Raw genomic sequence first — 25,345 nt, 5'->3', positions numbered from 1 at the left:
GTATAAACCCTAATATTAAAATATTATAGCATTCTTAAGTAAGATGTAAAACTAGGCTTGATTGTAAATACGATTCAGTATTTTATCCAATAAATCTGGATCTTTATAAGGATTATTTTTTTTTGATTCTTCCCAACTCATCCTGGCTTCAGAAAGTAATTTATAATAGCTAGTTGGGGATTTAAAAACTACATTATATTCTTCAATTAAATAACCCTCTAATTGCTCAAAGTTACATCTATATCGTTTTTTTATCCAAGTGATAACTTCTTTTTTTTCTTGTTTATTTAAATAGCCTTTACCCCCTTTGTAAGATAATTTTAATCCTTCTACACCCGCTGAATTAAATTTTTTTTTCCACTTACTAATGAAGCTCTTTGATACATTTAATGATTCGGATATTGCTTGATATTTCCAGCCTTGTATGGCAAATTTTACAGCTAGCGCTCTTTTTAATTCTCTTGAATCTGGATTACTATTAATCCACTTATCCAACTTTCGGTTTTCTTGATTTGACATAGAGTTTTTATCCCATATTTTTTAAATTATTAATTTTTTTAAGTAAACTTATAGCAATTATCATAGCTATGAGGTACAAAATTTCGGGATTTTAGGGAACAGGGAACAGGGAACAGGGAACAGGGAACAGGGAACAGGGAACAGGGAACAGGGAACAGGGAACAGGGAACAGGGAACAGGGAACAGGGAACAGGGAACAGGGAAGAGAGAACAGGGAATAGGGAATAGGAATGCGCTGCATCAAAACAGGGAATCAACGTCAAAAAAGACTGTACCTCATAACTGCAATCAACGCTATATAGTCATAACTTTATTCGTTGAATTATAAATTAAAAACCTGAACAAATTTAAATTTATTTTCTACCAATACCTACTCCATAAAACCAATTAATAAAGTCCATCAAACAAGTATTGCTATATAATAATGGTGATGCCTATCATTATTTTTGTTTAGCGTAAATATTTTTTAGGTGCTTCTTAACCGTATTGATGCTGATAAATAGCTGCTGGGCAATTTCTCGGTAAGTAAAGTTGGCTTTTTTAAGTGACCATATTTGCTCTTCCCGGGGCGTTAAGCCATATTTTAGAGCATCAGTGCTAGCGGAAATTTGATAAGATTGATTTTGATCTTCTAGGGTTACTAAGAGGTAAGGTTCTGGAGATAACTCTAACGTTAACCATCTAACCCTAACCCGAAAGTTAACTGACTTATCCACTTGAATTTCAGCTTCGATAATTAGTTTGCGATCGCAAAACCACTCACGACTATCAATTAATGATTCGCAAACTCGCCAAATTGGGTCAGGGATAGAATTTATCTGTGACCTACCTTGAGTGATTTTAGAACACATTCGACGTCCACACTCATTGGCATGAAACCAATCTTGGTTAGTAGTTAGAATCAGCACCCCATCCACAAACCCCTCAAGGATTGCTTGGATCAGTAATGGGGGTTCTGACCTTGTTTGTGCCATGACTACTTAAACCTGAATTACACATTATCCAGAATTCCGGATTTGCCCAGGCTGTGCTAGACACAGTTTTGGATCAGGTTTGGATCACCTCGTGATCACAACAGATGATCCAAAATTGGCACTTGACAATTTGTATAATAAAGTATAATAATTTTGAGCTCTCAGCTGGCTCTAATTTGAATTATTAAAACATCAAGTAGCAAAGCATTGTGAACAGGATTGTGAAGAGGTTTCCTGAGGTGCGACCAGTGGCGAATTTAATTCTTAATGGGTCTTGCGCACCTAAGTGTTGGTGGGATATTGTGACTGACTTTGGCAGTATGTCTACTGACAGAGGCTCCGATTGCACAAGCGCGGAAGCTGAGGCCGTAGGCCACGCGGAAGCGAACGCTTCATCGCCTAGGGTGCCCGTAGCGCATTAAGATTCTCTGGGTCGCGAGGATGTTTGAGAAGTACCAAATGTTGGTAATAAGCCATCATAATCCCAAATCTTAGGGACTTTGTACTAACTTACCCCCTTGCTTTGGGGGGTTAGGGGGGCCTTTCGAGTCGGATCCAACATCTTTAAAATACCCTCTTAGACCTGGAATATGCCTAAGGGTGTTTGCCAGAGTTGACCTGCGATTCCCTTGAGCTTAGGTTTTGCTTCGATTTGAATATAGCATTTTTATTTGAGATGTAAACAGCGGACCCGTCGAAACAGGTAACTTCGGCTCAGGGAACAGGGAACAGTAGGAAAGAGCTCCAAAGAGTTTTTGATGTTATGAGAAATCATCAAGATTGTTCATGACCTATTTGTAAATCCTATAGCTGAGGTGAGATTTTGCCATCTTTACAAGCGTCTCGACAGGGAAGACTAACAATTAAACAGTATCGAAACCGAAAGGGATGGACGATAGAGGATCACAGATGGCTGGTCGAGGCGAGTAAGATCTTAAATCCAGATATCGACTGGGCATCCTCCGAGTATGGGTTGCAAGAAATCTATGCTCCTGGTGTCTCCCTAGCTACTTGGAAACGCTTCTTGCAAGGAAAGCCGATTAATGCCCAAGTTTTCCAGGTATTTTGCCAAGTTTTAGGACTTAACTGGGAATATGTGATTGAGAACAGCCTCCCTAAGTCCTCAATCCAGAAGACAACCACTAAAATCCCCTCAAATCGAGTAGATTGGTCAGCAGCGCCGGATGTGCCAGTTTTCTTTGGACGTACCGAAGAATTGGCTACCTTAGTGCAATGGATTCTCCAGGATCGTTGCCGAGTGGTGGCAATTTTAGGAATGGGTGGAATTGGCAAAACTGGACTCTCTTTGAAGCTAGGTAAGGGTGGAATTGGCAAAACTGATCAGTCCCTCAAGCTAGATCATGGCATTCAGGATGAGTTTGAGTACGTCATTTGGCGTACGCTACTTAATGCTCCTCCCATTATAAAAATTCTCGAAGAGCTGATCAAATTTCTCTCCAACCAGGTAGAAAGCAATTTACCAGACACCATAGATGCTCAACTATCACGACTACTTCACTATTTGCGTGAGCATCGCTGTTTGCTAATCCTGGATAATGTAGAGTCAATTATACAAGGTGGTGACAAGGCTGGGCAATATCGAGAAGGATATGAGGAGTATGAGCAACTGTTCCGAAAAATTGGAGAAGTCTCCCATCAAAGCTGCTTGTTGATCACCAGCCGAGAGAAGCCCCACGCCATTGCCAGACTTGAAGGCAAAACACGACCGGTTCGTTGCCTGGAATTAAGCGGTTTTGAAGTTTCAGATGGCAAGAAAATCTTTAATTCCATTGCCTCGTTCTCTGGTTCAGATCAGCAATGGCAAGAACTGATTGAATTTTACAACGGTAATCCTTTATCCCTAGAAATTGTTGCCAAGCATATTGATGAAGTATTTTTGGGTAATATTGGCGACTTTTTAACAGAAGGAAAACCAGTCTTCGATGACTTTCGTGAAGTGTTAACCTGGCACTTTGAGCACTTGTCAGACTACGAACAGGAAATTCTGTACTGGTTGGCAATTAATCGGGAAGCTGTTTCCCTTGCCCAACTCCGAGAGGATATCCTCTCACCAGTGGCTAAACAACATTTACCAGTAACACTGCAATCCCTGCAAAGACGTTTACCTTTGGAAAAAAGTTCAGCAGGCTTTACCCTGCAACCTGTGCTGATCGAGTACATGACTGAGAAAGTCATTGACAAGGTTAGTCAGGAAATACTCACCGATAAAATAGCTCTGTTTAATTCTCATTGTTTGCTGAAGGCTTTGGCAAAACAGTACATTCGGGAAAGTCAATCCCGTCTGCTCCTCAAACCATTAATCGATCAGCTAATCGCTAGTTTGAGTAGTCAAAGTTGTCTTGAGGAAACTCTAAATAATAGTCTTTCGAAAATAAGAGAAAACTTGGGGCCAAGGGTAGGCTATGCAGCCGGTAATATCCTTAATCTGCTCTGCCAACTTAAAACTGATTTAAGGGGTTATGATTTTTCTAATCTCACTATTTTGCAAGCTTACCTTCAGGGGGTAGAGTTGCTAGATGTAAACTTCGCTAATGCTACCATCGCTAAATCAGTTTTTACTCAACCTTTTGGTAGTATTTTGTCAGTATCATTTAGCCCTGATGGCAAGCTTTTCGCTGCAGGTGATAGCATGGGCAAGATTCATTTGTGGCAAATTGCTGATAGTCAATACCGTTTAACCTTGAAGGGACACACCAGTTGGGTATGGTCTTTGGCCTTTACTAGGCTAGATGATGGTAACAGTGAAGATACTCAGATTTTGGCTAGTAGCTCTGAAGATCAAACCGTCAGGCTCTGGGATATTGCTACCAGTCAATGCCTCCACACCTTGCGAGGACATAGGAGTAGAATATGGTCAGTTGCTGTCAGTGGAGATGGCACAATTGTTGCTAGTGGCAGTGGCGATAAAACCGTTAGAATCTGGGATGTTAGTACTGGTGAATGCTTGAACATCTTGTCAGAGCACTCCCAAACCGTAAGAGCCGTAGCTTGTAGTCCCGATGGTGCCATTCTCGCCAGTGGCTGTGAAGATAAAACTATCAAACTCTGGGACTCTGATACAGGTGAATGCCTCAGCACCTTACAAGGACACTCTCAGCAGGTCAGGTCAGTGGCTTTCAGCCCCGATGGCACCACCCTCGCCAGTAGTAGTGATGACAAAACCGTAAGGCTATGGAATCTTAGCACCAGTGAATGCATTAAGATGCTGCGGGGACATACAAAAAGCATACGGTCAATTGGCTTTAGTAAAGATGGAACCACTCTCGCCAGTAGTAGTGATGACAAAACCGTAAGGCTATGGAATCTTAGCACCGGTGAATGCCTGAATAAGTTGTACGGACATACCAATGGCGTATGGTCTATTGCTTTTAGTCCAGATGGGGTAACCTTAGCAAGTGGTAGTGATGACCAAACCGTAAGGCTATGGAATATTAACACTGGTCAATGCCTCAACACGTTTCGAGGATATACCAATGGCGTATGGTCTATTGCTTTTAGTCCAGATGGGACAACCCTCGCCAGTGGCAGTGAAGACCAAACCGTAAGACTTTGGGATGTTGGTACCGGTGAATGCCTCGATACCTTACGAGGACATACCAATTTGATATTTTCTGTTGCCTTCAGTCGAGATGGTGCAATATTAGTCAGTGGCTCTAAAGACCAAACCCTCAGACTCTGGGATATTAGCACTGGTGAATGTCTCAACACCTTCCACGGACCCAAGTGGGTACTTTCAGTCGCCTTTAGTCCCAATGGAGAAATCTTAGCCAGTGGTCATAATGACGATAAGGTAAGACTCTGGGATATTAGCACCGGTGAGTGTTTCCAGACCTTATTAGGACACACGAGTTTGATCTGGTCAGTGGCTTTCAGTCCAGATGGCACAATGGTTGCTAGTGGCTGTGAAGACCAAACCGTTAAACTCTGGGATATTAGCACCGGTGACTGTTTGAGTACTTTGCAGGGACACCGGAATATCATCAAGTCCGTTGTCTTTAGTGGAGATGGCAGAATTCTCGCTAGTGGCTGTGAAGACCACACTGTTAGGCTCTGGGATGTTGGCACTGGTGAATGTCTCAACACTTTGCGTGGACACACCCATCGATTACGCTCAGTGGCGTTCAACCCTAATGGTAAACTGATCGCTAGTGGTAGTTATGATAAAACCTGTAAGCTCTGGGATGTTCAGACAGGTGAATGTTTAAAAACTCTCCATGGACATACTAATGTGGTATGGTCTGTTGCTTTCAGTCGAGATGGTTTAATGCTAGCCAGTAGCAGCAACGATGGCACAATTAAGTTTTGGGATATCGAGAAGGGTCAATGTATCAAAACCCTGAGAGTGCCTAGACCCTATGAGGGGATGAATATCGCCGGTGTTACTGGTTTAACAAAAGCAACTATTACCTCCCTGAAAGCCTTGGGAGCAGTTGATTAGACTTGTTGCAGAAGTCGGGAGTTGGGAGTCGGGAGTCGGGAATCGGGAGTCGGGGGCGTTGCTTAATAATGGAGTCGGGAACAGTAGGGAACAGATGTAGGGTGGGCAGTGCATCCGTTAGATTCACTGACTAGCCATAGCATTGCTAAGCACTGCCCACCAAAAGTCGGGAATTCATGTAGGGTGGGCAGTGCATCCGTTAGATTCACTGACTAGCCATAGCATTGGGTTTGCACTGCCCACCAAAAGTCGGGAACTGCCATCTGGCTTCTGGCTTCTGCCATCTGGCTTCTGCCTTCTGCCATCTGGCTTCTGGCTTCTGCCATCTGGCTTCTGCCTTCTGCCTTCTGCCTTCCAAGAGCTCAGTTCAACCCAACCTACTACCTGATAAGATTTTTTTGAAGCACAAGGCAATTACTCCAAATATCAGGATTAGCCCAACTGGTACTATCACACTATTGATCCAAGGGTTGTCACAGCTCTTTTTGAAGGGTGGGATCAGCGTGGATAAAGTATCACACTGCTTAGCGTCAAAATCCATTAAAGCCGTGACAGCTGTCCCCGCACCAACTACCGTTACTAGAGTCTGAAAAGTGCGATCGCGTTCTGCTTTTTCCAGCTCAATTTGACTACGGATGGCATTGAGCCTGGTCTCTAGCAGCCGTAATGCCATCTCCATTATATCATAGTCTTTAGTAACCTGCAATAGGTAATTTTCCTTTACCTCTTTACTAAACGTTTCTAAAAACTCTAGGTTATTATCGGCACCTAATTTTTGGCATTTTTGGTTGATGATTTCTAAACGGGTTTGATAATTGAATAAATTAATCTCGATAATTTGGTTTTGAAAATTTAGTTTAGGCAAATCCAGGGTATAATTCCCTAAATAATTTTGAATGTCATCGAGTTTTGCGGCGATGGTTTGGTCTCTAAAACTAGAAGCGTTTTCGTCACTGATAAGTCTCTGATTGGCTTCAACCTGCTTATAGTAAGCTACCAAGGTTTTTTTGATTAAGCGACTTTGGCTGTAAGCCCATAAAATTTTGTTTCTATAACTAAACAGACCCATCCAATCCGTATACAACTCCGCTGCTTTTTCCATACTTTCTTGGTCAGAAAAGAGCATAATGATTACATGGCAGTTGACCTGATTCAGGGGTTGATATCGCCACAGCTCAAAAACTTCACCACCAAATAAGCTGCCTTTTCCATGTAAATCTTGTGACCAATTCCCTGCTTTATCGAAAACCTGAGCACCAGATTTGGCAATGTCTTTTTCCTGTTTGGTCGAACTTTCGGGTGTTGATACTCCTTGTAAATCTTGTGACCAATTCGCCGCTGTCTGGAAAACATGATAACAGGATTTAGCAATATATTCGTAGCTTTTGCTCGACGTTTTCGGTAACCATCCAGAAAGCATCCAAGTTTGCCCTAGGGTCGCCCTTTCCCCTTGTAATCTCCATTCAATTTCTGCTCGCAGTCTGGCAAAACAGTCAGGGGTTTGGGGGTCGGTTTGATTGTTAATGGAACAATCAATTTGCAAGCCATAGGTATCATTTAAGCGGACAGGATAGTAGTACCCTTCTAGGGTATCGTTTGCTGTGGTAAAGTCATAATACTTTTGTTTAGGGAGTAGTTCTAAATATTTGGTTTCTAGATCAGGATCGAAGAATTTACTATCTGCTGGGAGTTTAGCTCGAAACTTAGCTTGCTTTTCTTGCTTCTCAGCTTCAGTGAGGTTGAGAGCATCTCGTAAGTCATATAAAAATAAATCGAGAGTTGGAAAGATTATATCGCTCACTATAGCATTTTTATTTTAGTTGTGAACATACTACCTTATGGAAAGGCAACAGGCAACAGGCAACAGGCAACAGGCAAGAGTTAATCAACTCTATAAGGATTTAAGGATTTTTGGTAGCGACTTCATCGCTTTTGCAATTAGGCAAAAATTATCATAAAATTCCCACAGTTATCTTTTTTTTTACAAATATCAGATGCACCCTTCAATTTTATTACCCCGACTCCCGACTCCCGACTCCCGAATTGGGTAATTTACTTTTTAGAAGCCCCTAAAAACCCTTTAAGTTTTTCCAAGGGTAATTTTTGGACAACTTCTTGTGGCTGTTCTGAACGACTGACGACAATCACAATATTATTAATTTGTTGGTCATAGCCTGTAGGTGATGACTTAGGTTTATGTCCTCTCATGATCGAGGTACGGCTAGGTGTATTGACTGGCTGGATTTCGGCTTCTGTGGGGAGATAGTCTGGAGGAATATCGACCGTAGTGTCAAGTTGGTTGTAATAGGTTTGGTAACGTTGATTTAACTCAGGATTGGCGGCAATCATCTCTAGCAGCTTGGGTTTGGTATACTTCTCCCAGGCCAGAGGTTGGGCATCAAGTTGATCGCCAATTTCTTTGATGCTCTTATTCTCAGGTTGACTCAAGGGTGTGTCTAAATCGGTCAGAGCAAGTAAAAAAGCTAATAGGGTTTTGTTGGTATTCATCAGCCACTGTCACTACTTCGATCACTATCTACTATCTTTATACATGAAGGATCAGCCGAGTGCTCGAAATTGCGATATTATGTTATGCTAATAAAAATTTCACAACCTCGCTCCAATGACACCGGAATGGGAAGCCCTAATCGTTGGGATTAACCGTTATCCAGAATACACCAACTTTAACGACCTGACCGTTGCTGTTAAAGACGGGGAAAATGTCGCTCAACGATTACAACAGTATGGCTATGAACCGTTCCGGATTCAGGACTTACCCCTTGGGTTGACCCAAAAAGGACCAGGGGGACTATCGAGCACAGGACTAGTAAAATTAGAGGAATTAAGGGAAGCAGTTGCTAATCTGTTTAATCCTCCTGCTCCTAACCAAGCTCCAGAAACCGCCCTATTCTTCTTTTCAGGCCATGGCTGTAGACAAGAGGTGGATGGCATTGAAGAGGTTTTCTTAGTGACTAGTGATGCCTTTCCGGATGTGGGAATTTATGGCTATCCTCTGCAGGAATTGGGTCAGCAAATCGCAACTAGCCCAGTGAAACAGGTAGTGATTTGGTTAGATTGTTGCTACAGTGGCGAGTTACTGAAATTTATCCCAACTGATAAAGCTTACTGCTTGATTACTGCTACTCGTTCCTACGAGCCGGGAGTAGAGATTAGCCATGAACAAGGAGTATTTACCAAGGAGTTACTGGCAGGATTGAATCCGGAAAATTACCCGGATGGTATTGTTAATAGTCATAATTTGGCCTTGTTTATTGAGCAGCGGATGTCAATGACTCAGCAACGTCCTTTAATCGCTAACTCACAACAAGCCATTATACTGACTACTCAGTTTCCGAAACTGAGCTTTCAGGATAAGTGCCCCTACCGGTCTCTGTCTTATTTTACCGCATTACCAGAAGATGCTCTGGTGTTTCACGGTCGTTCTCAGTTGACCGAGCAGTTAATTGAGCGAGTGAAAAATCAAGACCGTCTGCTGGTAGTGTTAGGGGCTTCCGGCAGTGGCAAGTCTTCCTTACTCAGAGCAGGATTATTGTATCAGCTGAAGTTAGGTCAGGCAATTGTTGGAAGCGATCGCTGGCATTATCTAGAACCTTTCACTCCAGGTGTTGCACCAAAGCAAAGGTTACAGGAGGTCCTGGAAAAGGGGGAGCTTTTAGAGAAGCAGGGAGAGGGTGTGGCTGATTCTGGGGAACAAAACTTTCAAAGTCCCCCAAAGTTGGGGGATTTAGGGGGCATTCCCATCAGCAACGCCCAGCCAGAGAATTTTAGTAAAACTCCGATGGTCATGATTATTGACCAGTTTGAAGAGTGCTTCACTATGATTCAACCTGACCAACGCCAGGAATTCTTTAACGGTTTAATTGAATTAATCGAGAATACAGACAATTTAATTGTTTTAATTGCCATGCGCTCTGACTTTCGGGGGCGGTTGCGAGAGTATCCTAAATTAGTAGAGAAGATTAATAGACCATTAATTAATGTTGACCACTTGAACCATGAGGAAATTGAAGAAGCGATCGCACTACCGGCGGAATTAGTAGGATTAGGGATTGAGGGGAGATTAAAACAGCAACTGATTAACGATGTCGAAGATTATCCAGGTAGCCTTCCCCTGCTCCAATATACTCTGACGGAATTATGGAAACAGTCAAGACAGCAGCAGGAAACGTTTTTACGGTTAGAAACCTATCAACAGTTAGGGGGAATTGAGGGAACTCTGGAAAAGAAGGCAAATCAGGTATTTGATAGTCTCTCCCAGGTAGAACAAACTGTGGCTAGGCGTTTGTTGTTGGAATTAACTCAAGTGGGAGAGACTCTCGATACCCGTAGACGAGTACGCCTGGGGGAGTTAGTCAATTCTCATCACAGTTTAGAACTGCTCGATGCTGTTAGCCAGACCTTAGCCAGTTCAGACAACCGCTTGATTACTAGAAGTCATCAAGAAAATTCCCAGGATGTGGTTTTGGATGTGGTACATGAAGCCTTGATTCGCCACTGGGGAAGGTTGCTGGAGTGGAAGCAGACTTACACAGAAGCGATGGTGATCGAAAGCAAGCTGGAAGCGGCGGCGCTTGAATGGCAAGAGAAGGGAAAGAAGCGTGATGATGCCGGTTTACTGTTGCTTGGGGGGAGGTTAATAGAAGCCCAGGAGTATTTAAGAAAGTATGGTGAATTGGGGATGTTGAATGGGCTGGCGGAGGAGTATATTGAGGTCAGCCGTCACAAGCACAAGCAAATGACCCGTAACCGCTGGTTAGGGGTGGCAGGGTTTATTGCTGTGTTGGTATTGGGGACAGTTGTTTCAACGGTTTTTGGATTGGAGTCTAGTAAACAGGCGAGAAAGGCAGAAGAAAGTGAAATTAAAGCCCTGAGTCAATCTTCAGAACTCTTGTTTAGCTCAAAGCAACCCTTTGATGCTCTAAAAGAGAGTTTAAGGCCAGTAGGAAAACTCCAAAAGACAAAAAGGGTAAAAGGTGATACTAGAATACAAGTGATCGCTAAGTTGCAGCAATCTCTCTATGGCGTCAACCAGTATAATAGCCTGGATAAACATACTGATACTGTCACTAGCGTGGCCTTTAGCCGAGATGGCATGACTATCGCTTCTGCTAGTTGGGACAACACCGTGAAACTATGGAATCTACAAGGCAAACACCTGCACACCCTCACTGGACATAGCGAACCTGTCAATAGCCTCGTCTTTAGCCCAGATGGCATGACTATCGCTTCTGCTAGTTTGGACAAGACGGTGAAACTATGGAATCTACAAGGCAAACACCTGCATACCCTCACTGGACATAGCGAACCTGTCACTAGCCTCGTCTTTAGCCCAGATGGCATGACTATCGCTTCTGCTAGTTTTGACAACACCGTGAAACTGTGGAATCTCAAAGGCAAACCCCTGCACACCCTGACTGGACATAGCGAACCTGTCACTAGCGTGGCCTTTAGCCCAGATGGCATGACTATCGCTACTGCTAGTTGGGACAAGACTGTGAAACTGTGGAATCTCAAAGGCAAACCCCTGCACACCCTCACTGGACATAGCGAACCTGTCACTAGCGTGGCCTTTAGCCCAGACGGCCAAACTATCGCTTCTGCTAGTTGGGACAACACCGTGAAACTGTGGAATCGAGAAGGCAAAGACCTGCATACCCTCACTGGACATAGCGCAGATGTCACTAGTCTCGCCTTTAGCCCAGATGGCATGACTATCGCTACTGCTAGTTTGGACAACACCGTGAAACTGTGGAATCTGCAAGGCAAAGTACTGCAAACCCTCACCGGACATAGCCAATATCTCATAACCGTCGCCTTTAGCCCAGACGGCCAAACTATCGCTTCTGCTAGTTGGGACAACACCGTGAAACTGTGGAATCTCAAAGGCAAACCCCTGCACACCCTGACTGGACATAGCGAACCTGTCACTAGCGTGGCCTTTAGCCGAGATGGCATGACTATCGCTTCTGCTAGTTTGGACAACACCGTGAAACTGTGGAATCTCAAAGGCAAAGACCTGCACATCCTCACTGGACATAGCGCAGATGTCACTAGCGTGGCCTTTAGCCGAGATGACCAGACTATTGCTACTGCTAGTTGGGACAAGACGGTGAAACTATGGAATCACCAAGGCAAACACCTGCACACCCTCACCGGACATAGCGATTGGGTGAATAGCGTCGTCTTTAGCCCAGATGGCATGACTATCGCTACTGCTAGTGATGACAACACGGTGAAACTGTGGAATCGAGAAGGCAAACCCCTGCAAACCCTCACCGGACATAGCAATTGGGTGAATAGCGTCGTCTTTAGCCCAGATGGCATGACTATCGCTACTGCTAGTGATGACAACACGGTGAAACTGTGGAATCTCAAAGGCAAACACCTGCACACCCTCACTGGACATAGCGAACCTGTCAATAGCGTCGCCTTTAGCCGAGATGGCATGACTATCGCTTCTGCTAGTTGGGACAACACCGTGAAACTGTGGAATCTCAAAGGCAAACACCTGCACACCCTCACCGAACACAACGCAAATGTCACTAGCGTGGCCTTTAGCCCAGATGGCATGACTATCGCTACTGCTAGTTGGGACAAGACGGTGAAACTATGGAATCACCAAGGCAAACACCTGCACACCCTCACCGGACATAGCGATTGGGTCAATAACGTGGTCTTTAGCCGAGATGGCCAGACTCTTGCTTCTGCTAGTTGGGACAAGACGGTGAAACTATGGAATCACCAAGGCAAAGACCTGCACACCCTCACCGGACATAGCGATTGGGTCAATAGCGTGGTCTTTAGCCCAGATGGCCAGACTCTTGCTTCTGCTAGTGCAGACAATACTGTAATTTTATGGAATTTAGATCTAGAGGATTTAGTGGAACAGAGTTGTGATTGGCTCCATGATTACCTTGTCACTCATCAAGACGAAGAAGAATTAAGGGAAATTTGTGGTATGTAGGGGAGTCGGGAGTCGGGAGTCGGGAGTCGGGAATCGGGAAATAGGGAGCAGGGAGCAGGAAGTAGGGAGATAGGGAGATAGGGAAATGGGTATAATTATTTAGATAAATATTATATTGTAGCTTATTTTTATAGCTTATTTTAATAAATCTTTTCAAGAGTTTTTAAGTCTCCCCACACTTCCCACACTTCCCACACTTCCCACACTTCCCCCTCTCCCCACACTCCCCCTCTAGTCGTGATTCAACACTTCGGGTAATTTCCAAGACCGCCCTTGACAGTAAACATAACCATTATTAATGTATATCCCGGAAAGTGCCCTAGCTAATACCAAGAATTCCTGCTGTTCTTCCGCAGTCATATAATTTTCATTGTGTAGACTCCCTGAGGCTCGGTTTGGATCTCCTCCGGAGTCCAGATATCGCTGACGGGCCAGAGTGGAGAGTTCTACCATTCGTTGATATTGCTGTTGTTGTAATTCACTTAAGGGCTTCATAATTCGGCTAGAGGTGTAATCGGGGTAATTTCACCATTTGGTAAAAGCATAGCAAAGGGCAGAAGAAGGCTGGCAGTGCTGATGTACCAAATGCCATTGTCTTGGTCATAAACAGTATTTTCTAGTAATCCTAAGGTATCCAAAGCATTGAGAATTAGATATTGTGCTTCTGTTGGTTCCATCGCACCCGACCGAACTAATAGGGATGTTGGTGATTTTACTCCCAAAGTAAGCATTCAGCAGTCAGCTGTCAGCCATCAGCCATCAGCTATAGCGCTACGCTTAGCGTCAGAAGTTAGAAGTCAGAAGTCAAAGGTGCGCTTTCCGTAGGCGAATTAAATTCGCCACGGGTCGCACCTAAAAGTAAGCGATTACTTACGTTTCGGAGTTTAGGAATGTCCTAATCTAAATGCGTAGTGCTATATAAGTGATTAGTGATTAGTGATTAGTGATCAGCTTTTGAATAAAAGAGGTAAGCATTAGTTTAATCTGAGTCAAGTGAGAGCGTCGTTCGCACAGCGTGGCCATTCGCGTAGCGTGGCCGAAAGGCCAAGGCCAAAGCCTGTGCTAGGAACGAGGTTTATTTTAAACTGACTGCTGACTGCTGACTGCTGACTGCTGACTGCTTACCTTTCAGGTTTTGAATAAAACAAGTAAGCATTCGTTTAATAGGGAGATGGGAACTGTGGGAAGTATGGGAAGTGTGGGAAGTGTGGGAAGTGTGGGTAGATCGGGAGATCGGGAGATCGGGAAATTTTTATTAGAGTAATTATACAGACATCCTATAATCCCTGCTTAGTAAGCTAGGTAAAAGTAGTTTTCCATGGTTAAGAGTATATTTAACTACATTTTTGCTCATTTTCATACTATGTCCTGATCTGTTGACAATAACCATAGCTGGTAGAATTTTATGGCTGGATTAAACACATTTTGGTAAAATAGTCAACAGTTAAGATGATCAGTGGGAATGAAATGTTAATAAACATAAACTCCCGTTACCACAGCGGTAAATTGGGGCTACTATAGTAACTTAAGTAATCATATAAACATAATCCCGGAAGGTAAACATGATACAAGCTGCTGTCAAAATGCTAATTCCTTTCGAGTCTATTATCGAAGCAATCACTACTCTGGAAATAGAAGACAAAATTAAGCTGAATCAAATCCTCGAAGAAGATATTGCTGAAGTCAAACCGCAAATTGTATTAGAAAAATTGTTACAGGAACCAGTGTCCGAAATGCACTTTGAGCAATTTGAGGAACCTTTCCAAGCACCCGAGCCTGCCAAGACTGAAACCTCAAACGTGTCTCTGATTCCCCTGTGTCCCCTGCTGCCTCTAATTCCCTTAGGTACCTCAGGGGATAACGTTGCTTGAAAAAATGCGATCGCTATCATCTCGGTGCGTTAGCTTTGCCTAACGCACCCTACTCGCTACTGCATCAAGACGAATTGCTAAAACCTTTATATAAAAAGTTTTTTCATAACTTTTTACCGATTCCCGATTCCCGATTCCTGATTCCCGTTCCCCTCCTGGGAGGGGTTAGGGGTGGGTTCCGATTCCCGATTCCCGATTCCCGATTCCCTGCCCCCAGCGCTAGAATCTCCTGAAAGATACTCCCTAACTTAACGAGGAATAATCACCCTAGAGCTATTCATCTTCAAAAATTGCCCCTAACCGCATCAAAACCCCTCTCATCTGATTAGAAATACCTCTATTTTTAGCGAACCTAGCCCCTTTCACTCTTGCCCCCCTAATGTCAGCATGACTAAAATCAGCTCCTCTGAGATTGGCACCATCTAACTCAGTAAGATTCATCTTCGCACTTCTGAGATTAGCACTCCTAAGGTCAGCATTTTCAAGGATAGCCAAACTCAAGTCAGCTCCCTGAAGATCAACTCTCCTGAGATCACTATTACTTAAGTCGCTACGAATCAGCTCGGCTTTGCGTAGGTTGGCACGAATCAGATGGACATAATTCAAATTAGCACGAATCAGGCAGACTTGGGTCATGTCTGCTAAACTTAAATCAGCACCTTTAAGATTACTTCTCCTCAGTTTCGCACCTTTGAGATTAGCTTCACTAAGCTGAGCACGGCTCAAGTTAGCATCAGATAAATCAACACACCTCAAGTCAGCCCCCCCCAGGTGGGCACGGATGAGGTTAGTGCCCTGAAGGTTAGCTCTGCTCAAAATCGCACTACCCAGATTAGCCCCCCTGAGTTTAGCCCCCTGGAGGTAAGCACCTCCCAATTTAGCCTCGCTAAGATTAACACCAGTGAGGTCAGTTTTCCTGACGTCAGCTCCCCTCAAGTCAGCACCACTGAGGTCACCATCCCTGACATTAGCACCATCTAATCGTATCCCCCTCAAGTCAGCACCACCAAGGCTTACCCCCTGGAGATTAGCATTCCTGAAGTGGCTCATGCTTAGATTCGCACGACTGAAATCAGCCCCCCTCAAGTCAGCATTACATAAGTTGGCACCTTGGAGGTTAGCCCCCCGGAAATCCGTTCCTCTGAAATCCGCTTCCATCAACCTAGCTTGGCTGAGGTCAGTGTAACTTAAGTCAGCTGCAGTGAAGTCCTCAGCCAGATTCAGCCCAACCATTGCGGTCAACTGCTCAAGATTGTCTGTTTCTGCCACTAAAACCCGCTTGATCAGGCTTAGCAGAATCGGTTGAGATTTTTCCTCACCCATATTGCAATTCCATGAGAGACAGATAGGGCTTAAGTCTAGTTACCAACAAATGTTCCACAATCAGTCTGTTTAGCACAACGGTTTTATTGCGGGTAAGGTTTGAGGACCACAACCCCTCAACTTCAGTTAGACAAATATCTCGCTGGGATACTTCAAAGATTGCTTGGATACGACAGGGTAAAGCAGTGACATTGACAGTTGCTAGCTTTACCCGATTCAGGGAACCAAATAAAACACCATTCCCCTTCTGTTCTTCAAAAATCCAGGCAGGATTTTCTGCCGAAACTTGATTGGTAATGTGGCACCAGGAAACTTGGTCAGTCTCGTGGGATGTCTTGCAGGATTCTGGTTGATATTCTAGTTGGGATGTCTCGTGGGATTGCGATTGGGTAGCTTCTGGAGTAACATTACCTCCCCCTCTTTCCCTGTTGCCATTAGGGTCTGTTGGACGGTGGTTTAGATCACAACTAGGCCCTTGTTGCTGTTGATTACCTACTGTTGCCAGTTGAATATAACCACCAAGCTCACGGAATTCATAGGGGATATTACCATGTTGGAGATGAAGACGCAGTACTCCACCTTTGAGTCCAAATTTAACACGACCTTCGAGCAACTCTTCCCACTGCTGGTTAAATTGGATGGTTAGGTATAAATTAATCTGCGGCATTTTAGAGGGTTTTTGCCAAAACTTACGTTTTTGTTTGTTTGGCGGAATCAGCATTCCTTCCAATTTCATCCCTAAGCAATCTAGGCATTTATTCTTAGGCTCAGGTGGAGGCATGTAATAGCAAAGGGAGTAGGGAGTAGGGAGTAGGGAGTAGGGAGTAGGGAGTAGGGAGCGGTGCGACCCCGCGCTTTTTAAAAGCTAAGGGTGAACGCGCACCGTAGGGAACTTACGATCAAAAACTCCCACAATTCCTACACGGATTGCTAAAGTAAATGCTATGTTAATAACCTAAGGTTAAGGCACCAGGTTTGCGAGGATCAGATGCACCTTCAAATGAATTGTTAATGTACATGATACTCTGGGTACTCCCCATAGCATTACGCACCGAAATCTTATATCCTTTATACTTCAATAACTGGATTGTATCACCATTTAAATCCTGTTCTACAAAAAGTTGATCCGGTAACCATTGATGATGTACCCGAATGGCATTAGTAGCTGTAGCAATATTGAGCTGGTGATCAATTACATTCATAATCAATTGCAAAACGGTGGTAATAATCCTACTCCCCCCTGGACTGCCAGTGACCAGATACGACTTACCATCTTTGAGCACAATTGTTGGAGTCATAGAACTCAGCATCCTTTTTTCCGGTGCTATTGCATTGAATTCTGCTCCAGTTAATCCATAAGCATTGGGTACCCCTGGCTTAGCTGAAAAATCATCCATTTCATTGTTGAGGAGAATACCCGTTCCCGGTACTGTAATTTTACTGCCATAGCTAAAGTTTAAAGTATAGGTATTAGCAACAGCATTGCCATACTTATCCATCACTGAATAATGGGTGGTATCATTGCTTTCTACCCGTTGAGTAGGATTACCAGGGGCAATTTCTGAACTGGGGGTTGCTCGATAGGGATTAATCCGTTGACGGATTCGTTCAGCATAGGTTTTAGAGGTTAATTCAGCAACGGGAACGGGAACAAAGTCAGGATCTCCTAAAAATTTAGAACGGTCAGCATAGGCTAACTTCATACTTTCCGCCATTAAATGAATGGTTTGGGCAGTATTATGTCCCAGTTTCCGAATCGGAAAGGCTTCTAAAGTATTCAACATCTGCACCAGATGGATACCCCCAGAGCTTGGAGGTGGCATAGAATAAATCTCATAGCCCCGATAAGTGCCTCGAATCGGCTCTCGAATCACGGGCTTGTAGGTAGCTAAATCCTCTTTGGTAATCAGACCACCATTGGCTTCCATGTCTGCTACGATAGCCGATGCGATCGCACCTTCATAAAAGGCTTTAGCCCCATGTTTAGCAATTAGCTTTAAACTACGGGCTAAATCGTTTTGTACTAAGATTTCCCCTACCTGATAAAGGACACCTCCTGGCTTATAAAAAATAGCCATACTCGCCTCATAAGACTGCATTCGTTTCTTAACGTCTCTCAGAGAGCGGAACAAATCTTCAGAAACTGGGAACCCTTTTTCTGCTAATTCTATAGCTGGTTGTAATGCCCGTTCTAAGGAAATAGTGCCGTATTTTTCCAGTGCCATGGTTAACCCAGCTACGGTACCAGGAACACCAACAGATAAATAACTGTATCGAGACTTTTCTGGGTCAACCTCACCATTATTGTCCAGAAACATATCACGAGTAGCAGCTAGTGGTGCTTTCTCCCGATAATCAATAGCAATGGTTTGGTTATCCTTGGCCAGATGTAAGAGCATAAAGCCACCGCCACCGAGATTCCCAGCTCGCGGTAAGGTTACCGCTAGGGTAAACCCAATGGTTACCGCAGCATCAACAGCATTGCCACCTTCTTTTAAAACCGCTAAACCAGCTTGTGAGGCATAGCGTTCTTGAGAGGAAACCATACCGTTGTTAGCAATAACGGGATGAAAGATATCTTTTCTGCTAAAGATAACTGTGTCTTGAGCAGAGGCACTGCCAGCACTAATGAAAATTAGAGTAGTGAGGCAAATGATGATGAATTTATATTTTCTGGCGATCTTGCCCATAGGATAGTTGATCGAATAGTGAGAGATTGGAAATGATTTTCCGCTTTCGGAAAGATACTATAACGGTTTCCACCAGCGCTACTAGGGAGTTGGAAGTCGAGAGTCGGGAGTCGGGAATCGGGAATCGGGAATCGGGAATCGGGAATCGGGAGTCGGGGGGATTACTATTGCCTCTTGCCTATTGCCTATTGCCTTCCCCTCCTGGGAGGGGTTAGGGGTGGGTGCCTATTGCCTCTTGCCTTCCCCTCCTGGGAGGGGTTAGGGGTGGGTTCCTCTTGCCTATTGCCTCCCCCTCCTGGGAGGGGTTAGGGGTGGGTTCCTCTTGCCTCTTGCCTTCCCCTCCTGGGAGGGGTTAGGGGTGGGTTCCTCTTGCCTCTTGCCTTCCCCTCCTGGGAGGGGTTAGGGGTGGGTTCCTCTTGCCTACACACAGCCGTGTATCACTAATCGAACCAAACGTTTGTATCTCAATTGACAGTAATTTTGACTGGTTAATGGTTAATCTTTAACCCCTGCAATTAATCCCGACTAAAAAAGTCGGGTATGTTTGACGGACATTTTGAGGTATGTTACTTTTAATCAAGTCTTGACTGAACGTAATTAGAGAGCGTAATTAGAGATATACCCATGAGCCAAGCCACAATTACTCCCAAAACCCAGGCATCTACCGCATTTACCAAGTTGAAGTGTAAAGAGTGTGGTGCGGAGTATGAGCCCAAGGCAATGCACGTTTGTGAGGAATGCTTTGGTCCGTTGGAAGTAAAATATGACTACGGTACCCTCAGACGCCATGTAACCAGGCAAAGCATTGAGGCAGGTCCGAAATCCATCTGGCGCTATCGTTCTTTCTTACCCCTTGCCACTGATAACTATATTGATGTGGGTACAGGAATGACTCCCTTAGTGAAATCGACTCGCTTGGCTAGACGCTTAGGGTTAAAAAATCTCTACATTAAAAATGATGCGGTCAACATGCCCACCCTCAGCTTCAAAGACCGGGTGGTATCAGTAGCTCTAAGTAGAGCACGGGAGTTAGGCTTCTCAACGGTATCCTGTGCTAGTACTGGAAACTTAGCGAATTCTACTGCTGCGATCGCAGCTCATGCTGGACTCGACTGCTGCGTGTTTATCCCTGCTGACCTGGAAGCGGGTAAAGTGATGGGCACTCTGATTTACAACCCCACATTAATGGCAGTCAAAGGCAACTACGACCAAGTCAACCGCCTCTGTTGTGAAGTAGCCAACAGCCACGGTTGGGGATTTGTGAACATTAACCTACGTCCCTACTATTCAGAAGGTTCTAAAACTCTGGGCTTTGAAGTGGCTGAACAACTAGGTTGGCAACTACCGGACCATGTTGTTGCTCCCTTGGCATCAGGTTCCCTATACACCAAAATCTACAAAGGCTTCCAAGAATTCGTCAAAGTCGGTCTAGTGGATGATAAATCAGTGCGCTTCAGTGGTGCTCAAGCAGAAGGTTGCTCCCCAATCGCTCAAGCTTTCAAAGAAGGACGGGACTTTATTACTCCAGTCAAGCCCAACACCATTGCTAAATCCATTGCGATTGGAAACCCAGCCGACGGCATCTATGCTCTAGAAATAGCTCATAAAACTAACGGAAACATTGAATCCGTCACTGATGCAGAAGTTATCGAAGGGATGAAGTTGCTGGCAGAAACTGAAGGAATTTTCACCGAAACCGCAGGAGGTACTACAATTGCTGTACTCAAGAAGCTGGTAGAAGCTGGTAAAATTGACCCCGATGAAACTACAGTAGCCTACATCACTGGTAATGGCTTGAAGACCCAAGAAGCAGTTCAAGGCTATGTGGGTGAACCTTTGGTAATTGAACCAAAACTAGACAATTTTGAGCAAGCATTAGAGCGGGCTAACACCCTAGACCGTCTGGAATGGCAACAAGTTTTAGTTTAAGCAGTCAGCAGTCAGCAGTCAGCAGTCAGCAGTCAGCGGTCAGTGGTCAGCCTATTTTACTCAAAAGCACCGATCTAGTAGCGTGGTGGCACAGGCTTCTAGCCTGTGATAACCCATAAGCTGATAACTGATACGCGACACGCTGAATGCTGATAGCTGAATGCTGATAACTGATACGCGACACGCTGATAACTGATACGCGACACGCTGATAGCTGATGGTTTACCATTAAACCTTGAAAATTGAGAATTCAAAGCAAGATATTGATTATGGCTGTAAAAGTTTTAATTCCTACTCCTCTGCAAAAATATACCCAAGAGCAAGCAACAGTAGAATGTCAGGGAACGAATGTTTCTGAACTGATCGAATCTCTGGAAAGTAATTGTCCTGGAATTAAACAACGGCTGTGCGATGAGCAGGGTAAACCCCGTCGATTCTTGAATCTCTACGTGAACGGGGAAGATATCCGGTTGTTGGAAAATACAGAAACAAAACTCAACGATGGGGATGAAGTGAGTATTGTCACAGCTGTTGCTGGTGGTTAGACAGATACTCAGCAGTCAGCAGTCAGCGATCAGTAGTTGACCATTCGCCTTGGCCTTTTGGTTACGCTACGGGAATGGCTGATAGCTGACTGCTTACAAGATAGAGCAATTCTCAGCAACCTTTGAGCAATATTGCTTATCCTTTTAAGGCAATAGGCATGCTAGCAATAGGCAATAGCGATGCAGTCGCTCATGGGAGTAACCCCCTTAGGTTTGCGCTGCATCCCGATTCCCGATTCCCGATTCCCGACTCCCGACTCCCGATCGGGTAACCTGAGCTGGCAGATAAATTAGTGATTATTTTGCGATCGCTAGGTCAGTCTGTGTACCCAGAACAGTTCAGTTTTGGAACTGGCACAACGGCAGTATGCCATAGTTGCTGAATTTCAGTATATTATAATTAGACTATTCAATCGTATATTAAAAACTTTAGCCTCTCTTGTAACTTAGTGACTAAAACTTAGTGACTAAAACTTGGTGACTAAAACTTAGTGACTAAAACTTAGTGACTGGAACTTGGTGACTAAGTTTGCGGCATCAGCCGACATTAGGAATATCTTTTTAGTATATCAGATCAGAAACTAAAACTAGAAAATAATTTTTTTTCGTTATTATCATCAGTAGGATTGGTAGTCACACCTAAGTAGTATCAGTAGCTCATAGCCATGGGCAATCCTAGAGTTGGCCAACAAAAACATCAATAATTATAAAAAACTAAATAAATTAAGTAATTAAGTAATTTGCCGCCTTATATCCATGAGACAATCCCTGACAAACTTCCCCCGACTCAAACGTGTTCTCTTCACTGGAGCGATCGCAACCACAGCAGTTTGGTCTTGGGCGACACCGATTAATGGTAGCTCTGTGGTTGTAGCATTTCAGGATAGCCCTAAAACGATTGTTGATGAAGTTTGGCAAACTGTCAATCGGGAATATGTCGATAACACCTTTAACCAAGTTGACTGGCAAGCGACTAGACATGAACTCCTGAGCAGAAACTACGCTTCAAAAGAAGAAGCCTACAAAGCGATTAGGAAAGCCCTAGAAACCTTAGAAGACCCCTACACCCGCTTTTTAGTGCCAGAACAGTTCCAAGCCTTGACAAACCAAACCGTTGGTGAACTGTCTGGTGTGGGTATTCGCATGGAAATAGAAAAGCAGACGGAGACCCCGTTAATCATTGAACCGATTGAAAATTCCCCAGCGTTTAAGGCAGGTATTAAAGCTGGGGATAGGATTTTAGCGGTAGATAGCAAATCGACGAAAGGGTTAAGTCTCGAAGATGCCTCCGAACTAATCCGGGGTAAAGTGGGGTCATCAGTGACTCTGCGGATTGCCCGACCAGGACAGGGCATCTTTGAAATAGAACTAACTCGAGCTCAGATAGAAATCCCCTCTGTTCGTTACAGCGTCAAGCAGGAAGGGAATCTGCGAGTGGGTTATATCAGTTTAAATGAATTTAGTTCCCATGCAGCTGAACAAATGCAACGGGCAATTAGGAACCTCAATCAGCAGAAGGTGAATGCTTATGTCCTAGATCTGCGGGGGAATCCAGGCGGATTGCTTTTTTCCAGTATTGAAATTGCCCGGATGTGGATGCAAGAGGGGGAAATTGTTAGCACTATAGACCGGATCGGTGGCAAACAGGCATACACGGCTAATCGAACGGCCTTGACCAATCTGCCCTTAGCAATTCTAGTGGATGGTAACTCCGCTAGTGCTAGTGAGATTCTAACTGGTGCTCTGAAAGATAACAAACGCGCTACTGTTATCGGTTCTCGCACCTTTGGTAAAGCCGCTGTCCAGTCTGTCCATGCCTTATCCGATGGTTCAGGTTTAACGGTGACCGTCTCTCGTTACTACCTACCCAGTGGTGAAGATATTAGTTTGAAAGGAATTGTGCCCGATATTCGCCAAGAGTTGACCCTTGAGCAACGGCAACTGCTATCTAGTCAACCGGGATGGCGTGGCACTAGTAAGGATCCTCAATACGGAAGAGCGATCGCAGTTTTAAAATCCACTACTGCCTCTGGGCCTGGAACCCTCAGTCAACCTATAAACTCAGGTAGGGTTTGGTAAGCTGCGCTGGGAATCGGGAATCGGGAATCGGGAATCGGGAATCGGGAATCGGGAATCGGAAGGAGATGTAGGGTGGGCAGTGCCACAGAAAGATTAATTTGCTTGGGTACACCTAGGTATGCACTGCCCACCAACGGATGAATCACAATAGAACAGATGTAGGGTGGGCAGTGCCACAGAAAGATTAATTTGCTTGGGTACACCTAGGTATGCACTGCCCAGCAACGGATGAATCACAATAGAACAGATGTAGGGTGGGCAGTGAAGATGTAGGGTGGGCAGTGCCACAGAAAGATTAATTTGCTTGGGTACACCTAGGTATGCACTGCCCACCAACGGATGAATCACAATAGAACAGATGTAGGGTGGGCAGTGCCACAGAAAGATTAATTTGTTTGGGTACACCCAGGTATGCACTGCCCACCAAGGATCAATCACGAATCCTGGGCAAATCGTGAAATGGGAAAATCGGGAAATAGCGCAGATTTTTATTAACGCTAATCTTCGGATAATAACCTTAAACCTTCTAACCTTAAACCTTCTAACCTTAAACCTTCTAACCTTAAACCTTGGCCAATAGGCCACGCTACGCGAACAACCTTCAACCTTTTAACCTTAAACCTGATAACCTTCTAACCTTAGGGTGCATCTCCTAAAAGCTGTTTGACACGGTGGTGCGTTACGGGGCGGGCTATCCAAAGCCTGGCTACGAGGCGGAAAATGAGGCCCCCCCTAACGCACCCTACGCAACTAACCTTCTAACCTTCAACCTTCTAACCTTCAACTTTCTAACCTTAAACCTTCTAACCTTCTAACTTTCTAACCTTCTAACCTTAAACCTTCTAACCTTCAACCTTTTAACCTTCTAACCTTGGCCTTTGGCCACGCTACGCGAACAACCTCAAAAAAAAATAGCCGCAGAAATACCTTCCACGGCTAGGAATTTTTAGCTATGCCTCAACTTTCGAAACCAATCCAGAAATGATCCCATAGGATTGACCAAAGGTCACGCTACGCGAACAAACCTGATACTTTGGCCAGGGGGGTTCCCCCCCCTATAACTTAATAGTTTAACCCAAATTTAAATACTTGGTCATCATCGTGATGAATTCGCCAGGAATTCCAGTCGGCTGAAGGGGGCTCCACTCCGATATTTCGGCGTAACCCCGTGCATAAAGGGTATGCATAGTGTTGTTTATTGCCCGGCGGGACCCCTTCAGAATGTGCTTAATGGGGTATTTTTTTTGGGAACGTTCCTGAGGAGTATTACTAGGAGTGATATCCTCAGGATTGTTTTGTGGATCTGGGCGAAAGTTGTCAGACATAGTTCAAAATTACTTTTGAATTTAACATTTATAATCATAACGATTATAAAATTAGTTGTCAAGGGTTTTTATAATTTTTTTTGGAGGGGTAATGGAAGAAAATTAAGAATTAAGAATGTAAAATTAAGAATTTAGAATTAAGAATGTAGAATTAAGAATTTAGTGCGTAGGGTGCGTTAGGGGCGGGATAGCCCTAATTTTCTACTTCGTAGCCAGTATTGGGATAGCCCGCCCCGTAACGCACCACCAAGTAGAAGTTAGAAGTTAGAAGTTAAAAGTTAGAAGTTAGAATCGCAAACAGGGCACATAGTAAAAATGTTAGCGTTTGTTTTTTTTTGATTTAATTTACTGATAGCCTTGGAAACAGAAAAAAAATAAACTATATCCGATAAGTTATTATAGGTATATAAAATAAATTGTGATAACTTTTTCCATTACTACCTAATCCCTGCTCCCTACTCCCTGCTCCCTACTCCCTGGATTTTTTTGTATTAGAATAAATAAAAATAGGATTTTCTGCATCTACTGGTTAAGGCTATAGATTTAACTGGAGGCTAATTGGTGAGCGATTCGAGGGGATTGATCAAAATCTCAGGGTGGGAGGGCTCAGAAGCCAGTATGGATGTGGTGTTTGTTCACGGACTTG

The 25,345-nt window shown here is 44.2% G+C and carries 24 protein-coding genes; 10 read left to right on the top strand and 14 right to left on the bottom strand.

The window, feature by feature from the left end; all coding sequences use genetic code 11:
• Positions 1-51 precede the first annotated feature (51 nt).
• From F6K38_RS00430 to F6K38_RS00420, 3 genes are all read right to left on the bottom strand, one after another.
• Positions 52-519 (bottom strand): helix-turn-helix domain-containing protein, encoded by a 468-nt coding sequence (locus tag F6K38_RS00430; protein ID WP_008181033.1) that lies wholly within the window; start codon positions 517-519, stop codon positions 52-54.
• A 91-nt stretch (positions 520-610) separates the two neighbouring features.
• On the bottom strand, positions 611-760 hold the full coding sequence (locus F6K38_RS00425) for a hypothetical protein (RefSeq protein WP_287355887.1): 150 nt from the start codon (positions 758-760) through the stop codon (positions 611-613).
• Between the two features lie 199 nt (positions 761-959).
• On the bottom strand, positions 960-1,493 hold the full coding sequence (locus F6K38_RS00420) for a helix-turn-helix transcriptional regulator (RefSeq protein ID WP_008181031.1): 534 nt from the start codon (positions 1,491-1,493) through the stop codon (positions 960-962).
• 248 nt (positions 1,494-1,741) lie between these two features.
• Between F6K38_RS00420 and F6K38_RS00415 the strand changes: the two genes are divergently transcribed.
• Positions 1,742-1,915, top strand: a complete 174-nt coding sequence (locus F6K38_RS00415) for a hypothetical protein (RefSeq protein WP_287251348.1) — start codon at positions 1,742-1,744, stop codon at positions 1,913-1,915.
• A 551-nt stretch (positions 1,916-2,466) separates the two neighbouring features.
• Positions 2,467-5,952, top strand: a complete 3,486-nt coding sequence (locus tag F6K38_RS00410) for a WD40 domain-containing protein (protein ID WP_502709560.1) — start codon at positions 2,467-2,469, stop codon at positions 5,950-5,952.
• On the opposite strand, the gene F6K38_RS00405 is transcribed toward F6K38_RS00410, so the two are convergent.
• The 3 genes from F6K38_RS00405 to F6K38_RS00395 all read right to left on the bottom strand — a co-directional run bounded on the left by F6K38_RS00405 (position 5,918) and on the right by F6K38_RS00395 (position 8,460).
• Positions 5,918-6,079, bottom strand: a complete 162-nt coding sequence (locus tag F6K38_RS00405; protein ID WP_287311918.1) for a hypothetical protein — start codon at positions 6,077-6,079, stop codon at positions 5,918-5,920. The genes F6K38_RS00410 and F6K38_RS00405 overlap by 35 nt on opposite strands.
• A gap of 240 nt (positions 6,080-6,319) precedes the next feature.
• Positions 6,320-7,753, bottom strand: a complete 1,434-nt coding sequence (locus tag F6K38_RS00400; protein ID WP_287355883.1) for a hypothetical protein — start codon at positions 7,751-7,753, stop codon at positions 6,320-6,322.
• A gap of 251 nt (positions 7,754-8,004) precedes the next feature.
• Complete coding sequence (locus F6K38_RS00395; protein WP_008181028.1) at positions 8,005-8,460, bottom strand: hypothetical protein; 456 nt, start codon at positions 8,458-8,460, stop codon at positions 8,005-8,007.
• Positions 8,461-8,575: 115 nt separating this feature from the next.
• Here F6K38_RS00395 and F6K38_RS00390 point away from each other — a divergent pair, with 115 nt between their 5' ends.
• Entirely contained in the window at positions 8,576-12,937 is a 4,362-nt protein-coding gene (locus F6K38_RS00390; protein WP_287355881.1) for an nSTAND1 domain-containing NTPase, read from the top strand.
• Here the strand turns inward: F6K38_RS00390 and F6K38_RS00385 are convergent.
• The 3 genes from F6K38_RS00385 to F6K38_RS00375 all read right to left on the bottom strand — a co-directional run bounded on the left by F6K38_RS00385 (position 12,891) and on the right by F6K38_RS00375 (position 13,668).
• Positions 12,891-13,094 (bottom strand): hypothetical protein, encoded by a 204-nt coding sequence (locus F6K38_RS00385; RefSeq protein WP_154659704.1) that lies wholly within the window; start codon positions 13,092-13,094, stop codon positions 12,891-12,893. The two genes, F6K38_RS00390 and F6K38_RS00385, sit on opposite strands and share 47 nt — an antisense overlap.
• A gap of 74 nt (positions 13,095-13,168) precedes the next feature.
• Positions 13,169-13,432: a hypothetical protein gene (locus F6K38_RS00380; protein WP_008181023.1), complete on the bottom strand. Its 264-nt coding sequence runs from the start codon at positions 13,430-13,432 to the stop codon at positions 13,169-13,171.
• A complete protein-coding gene (locus F6K38_RS00375; protein ID WP_008181022.1) occupies positions 13,429-13,668 on the bottom strand; it encodes a hypothetical protein in 240 nt (79 codons plus the stop codon). Before F6K38_RS00375 ends, F6K38_RS00380 begins: the two co-directional genes overlap by 4 nt.
• Before the next feature lie 831 nt (positions 13,669-14,499).
• Between F6K38_RS00375 and F6K38_RS00370 the strand changes: the two genes are divergently transcribed.
• Both F6K38_RS00370 and F6K38_RS00365 read left to right on the top strand, forming a co-directional pair.
• On the top strand, positions 14,500-14,808 hold the full coding sequence (locus F6K38_RS00370) for a hypothetical protein (protein ID WP_008181021.1): 309 nt from the start codon (positions 14,500-14,502) through the stop codon (positions 14,806-14,808).
• Complete coding sequence (locus F6K38_RS00365) at positions 14,805-15,041, top strand: hypothetical protein (protein WP_131826953.1); 237 nt, start codon at positions 14,805-14,807, stop codon at positions 15,039-15,041. The genes F6K38_RS00370 and F6K38_RS00365 overlap by 4 nt, the downstream gene beginning before the upstream one ends.
• 40 nt (positions 15,042-15,081) lie before the next feature.
• On the opposite strand, the gene F6K38_RS00360 is transcribed toward F6K38_RS00365, so the two are convergent.
• The 3 genes from F6K38_RS00360 to ggt all read right to left on the bottom strand — a co-directional run bounded on the left by F6K38_RS00360 (position 15,082) and on the right by ggt (position 18,821).
• A complete protein-coding gene (locus F6K38_RS00360) occupies positions 15,082-16,131 on the bottom strand; it encodes a pentapeptide repeat-containing protein (protein ID WP_008181020.1) in 1,050 nt (349 codons plus the stop codon).
• Complete coding sequence (locus F6K38_RS00355) at positions 16,124-16,867, bottom strand: hypothetical protein (RefSeq protein ID WP_131826952.1); 744 nt, start codon at positions 16,865-16,867, stop codon at positions 16,124-16,126. The genes F6K38_RS00360 and F6K38_RS00355 overlap by 8 nt, the downstream gene beginning before the upstream one ends.
• Positions 16,868-17,078: 211 nt before the next feature.
• Positions 17,079-18,821: a gamma-glutamyltransferase gene (gene ggt, locus F6K38_RS00350; protein ID WP_008181017.1), complete on the bottom strand. Its 1,743-nt coding sequence runs from the start codon at positions 18,819-18,821 to the stop codon at positions 17,079-17,081.
• Between the two features lie 32 nt (positions 18,822-18,853).
• On the opposite strand from ggt, the gene F6K38_RS00345 reads away from it, so the two are divergent.
• From F6K38_RS00345 to ctpB, 5 genes are all read left to right on the top strand, one after another.
• A complete protein-coding gene (locus tag F6K38_RS00345; RefSeq protein WP_131826951.1) occupies positions 18,854-19,036 on the top strand; it encodes a hypothetical protein in 183 nt (60 codons plus the stop codon).
• A gap of 409 nt (positions 19,037-19,445) precedes the next feature.
• Positions 19,446-20,750 (top strand): threonine synthase, encoded by a 1,305-nt coding sequence (thrC, locus tag F6K38_RS00340; protein WP_287355880.1) that lies wholly within the window; start codon positions 19,446-19,448, stop codon positions 20,748-20,750.
• Entirely contained in the window at positions 20,729-20,869 is a 141-nt protein-coding gene (locus F6K38_RS00335) for a hypothetical protein (RefSeq protein WP_154659702.1), read from the top strand. The genes thrC and F6K38_RS00335 overlap by 22 nt, the downstream gene beginning before the upstream one ends.
• Positions 20,870-21,019: 150 nt before the next feature.
• Positions 21,020-21,295 (top strand): MoaD/ThiS family protein, encoded by a 276-nt coding sequence (locus tag F6K38_RS00330; protein ID WP_008181013.1) that lies wholly within the window; start codon positions 21,020-21,022, stop codon positions 21,293-21,295.
• Positions 21,296-22,051: 756 nt separating this feature from the next.
• A complete protein-coding gene (ctpB, locus tag F6K38_RS00325; protein WP_287250398.1) occupies positions 22,052-23,374 on the top strand; it encodes a carboxyl-terminal processing protease CtpB in 1,323 nt (440 codons plus the stop codon).
• Here the strand turns inward: ctpB and F6K38_RS00320 are convergent.
• Together F6K38_RS00320 and F6K38_RS00315 are read right to left on the bottom strand one after the other, a co-directional pair.
• Positions 23,344-23,577, bottom strand: a complete 234-nt coding sequence (locus F6K38_RS00320) for a hypothetical protein (protein WP_287250400.1) — start codon at positions 23,575-23,577, stop codon at positions 23,344-23,346. The genes ctpB and F6K38_RS00320 overlap by 31 nt on opposite strands.
• Before the next feature lie 867 nt (positions 23,578-24,444).
• Complete coding sequence (locus tag F6K38_RS00315) at positions 24,445-24,699, bottom strand: hypothetical protein (RefSeq protein ID WP_008181007.1); 255 nt, start codon at positions 24,697-24,699, stop codon at positions 24,445-24,447.
• Between the last annotated feature and the right edge of the window lie 646 nt (positions 24,700-25,345).

The sequence above is a fragment of the Moorena sp. SIO3B2 genome (genome assembly GCF_010692525.1).
Classification (GTDB): Bacteria; Cyanobacteriota; Cyanobacteriia; order Cyanobacteriales; family Coleofasciculaceae; genus Moorena; species Moorena producens.
The sequence above is the reverse complement of the archived record's forward strand: the minus strand, read 5'-3'. Positions and strand labels throughout refer to the sequence as shown.

Excerpts from the sequence above, each read along its gene's own strand:
- F6K38_RS00430 (WP_008181033.1), bottom strand. The coding sequence starts at position 519 with ATGTCAAATCAAGAAAACCGAAAGTTGGATAAGTGGATTAATAGTAAT.
- F6K38_RS00425 (WP_287355887.1), bottom strand. The coding sequence starts at position 760 with ATGCAGCGCATTCCTATTCCCTATTCCCTGTTCTCTCTTCCCTGTTCC.
- F6K38_RS00420 (WP_008181031.1), bottom strand. The coding sequence starts at position 1,493 with ATGGCACAAACAAGGTCAGAACCCCCATTACTGATCCAAGCAATCCTT.
- F6K38_RS00395 (WP_008181028.1), bottom strand. The coding sequence starts at position 8,460 with ATGAATACCAACAAAACCCTATTAGCTTTTTTACTTGCTCTGACCGAT.
- F6K38_RS00390 (WP_287355881.1), top strand. The coding sequence starts at position 8,576 with ATGACACCGGAATGGGAAGCCCTAATCGTTGGGATTAACCGTTATCCA.
- F6K38_RS00380 (WP_008181023.1), bottom strand. The coding sequence starts at position 13,432 with ATGAAGCCCTTAAGTGAATTACAACAACAGCAATATCAACGAATGGTA.
- F6K38_RS00375 (WP_008181022.1), bottom strand. The coding sequence starts at position 13,668 with ATGCTTACTTTGGGAGTAAAATCACCAACATCCCTATTAGTTCGGTCG.
- F6K38_RS00370 (WP_008181021.1), top strand. The coding sequence starts at position 14,500 with ATGATACAAGCTGCTGTCAAAATGCTAATTCCTTTCGAGTCTATTATC.
- F6K38_RS00360 (WP_008181020.1), bottom strand. The coding sequence starts at position 16,131 with ATGGGTGAGGAAAAATCTCAACCGATTCTGCTAAGCCTGATCAAGCGG.
- F6K38_RS00355 (WP_131826952.1), bottom strand. The coding sequence starts at position 16,867 with ATGAAATTGGAAGGAATGCTGATTCCGCCAAACAAACAAAAACGTAAG.
- ggt (WP_008181017.1), bottom strand. The coding sequence starts at position 18,821 with ATGGGCAAGATCGCCAGAAAATATAAATTCATCATCATTTGCCTCACT.
- F6K38_RS00345 (WP_131826951.1), top strand. The coding sequence starts at position 18,854 with ATGATTTTCCGCTTTCGGAAAGATACTATAACGGTTTCCACCAGCGCT.
- thrC (WP_287355880.1), top strand. The coding sequence starts at position 19,446 with ATGAGCCAAGCCACAATTACTCCCAAAACCCAGGCATCTACCGCATTT.
- F6K38_RS00335 (WP_154659702.1), top strand. The coding sequence starts at position 20,729 with ATGGCAACAAGTTTTAGTTTAAGCAGTCAGCAGTCAGCAGTCAGCAGT.
- F6K38_RS00330 (WP_008181013.1), top strand. The coding sequence starts at position 21,020 with ATGGCTGTAAAAGTTTTAATTCCTACTCCTCTGCAAAAATATACCCAA.
- ctpB (WP_287250398.1), top strand. The coding sequence starts at position 22,052 with ATGAGACAATCCCTGACAAACTTCCCCCGACTCAAACGTGTTCTCTTC.
- F6K38_RS00315 (WP_008181007.1), bottom strand. The coding sequence starts at position 24,699 with ATGTCTGACAACTTTCGCCCAGATCCACAAAACAATCCTGAGGATATC.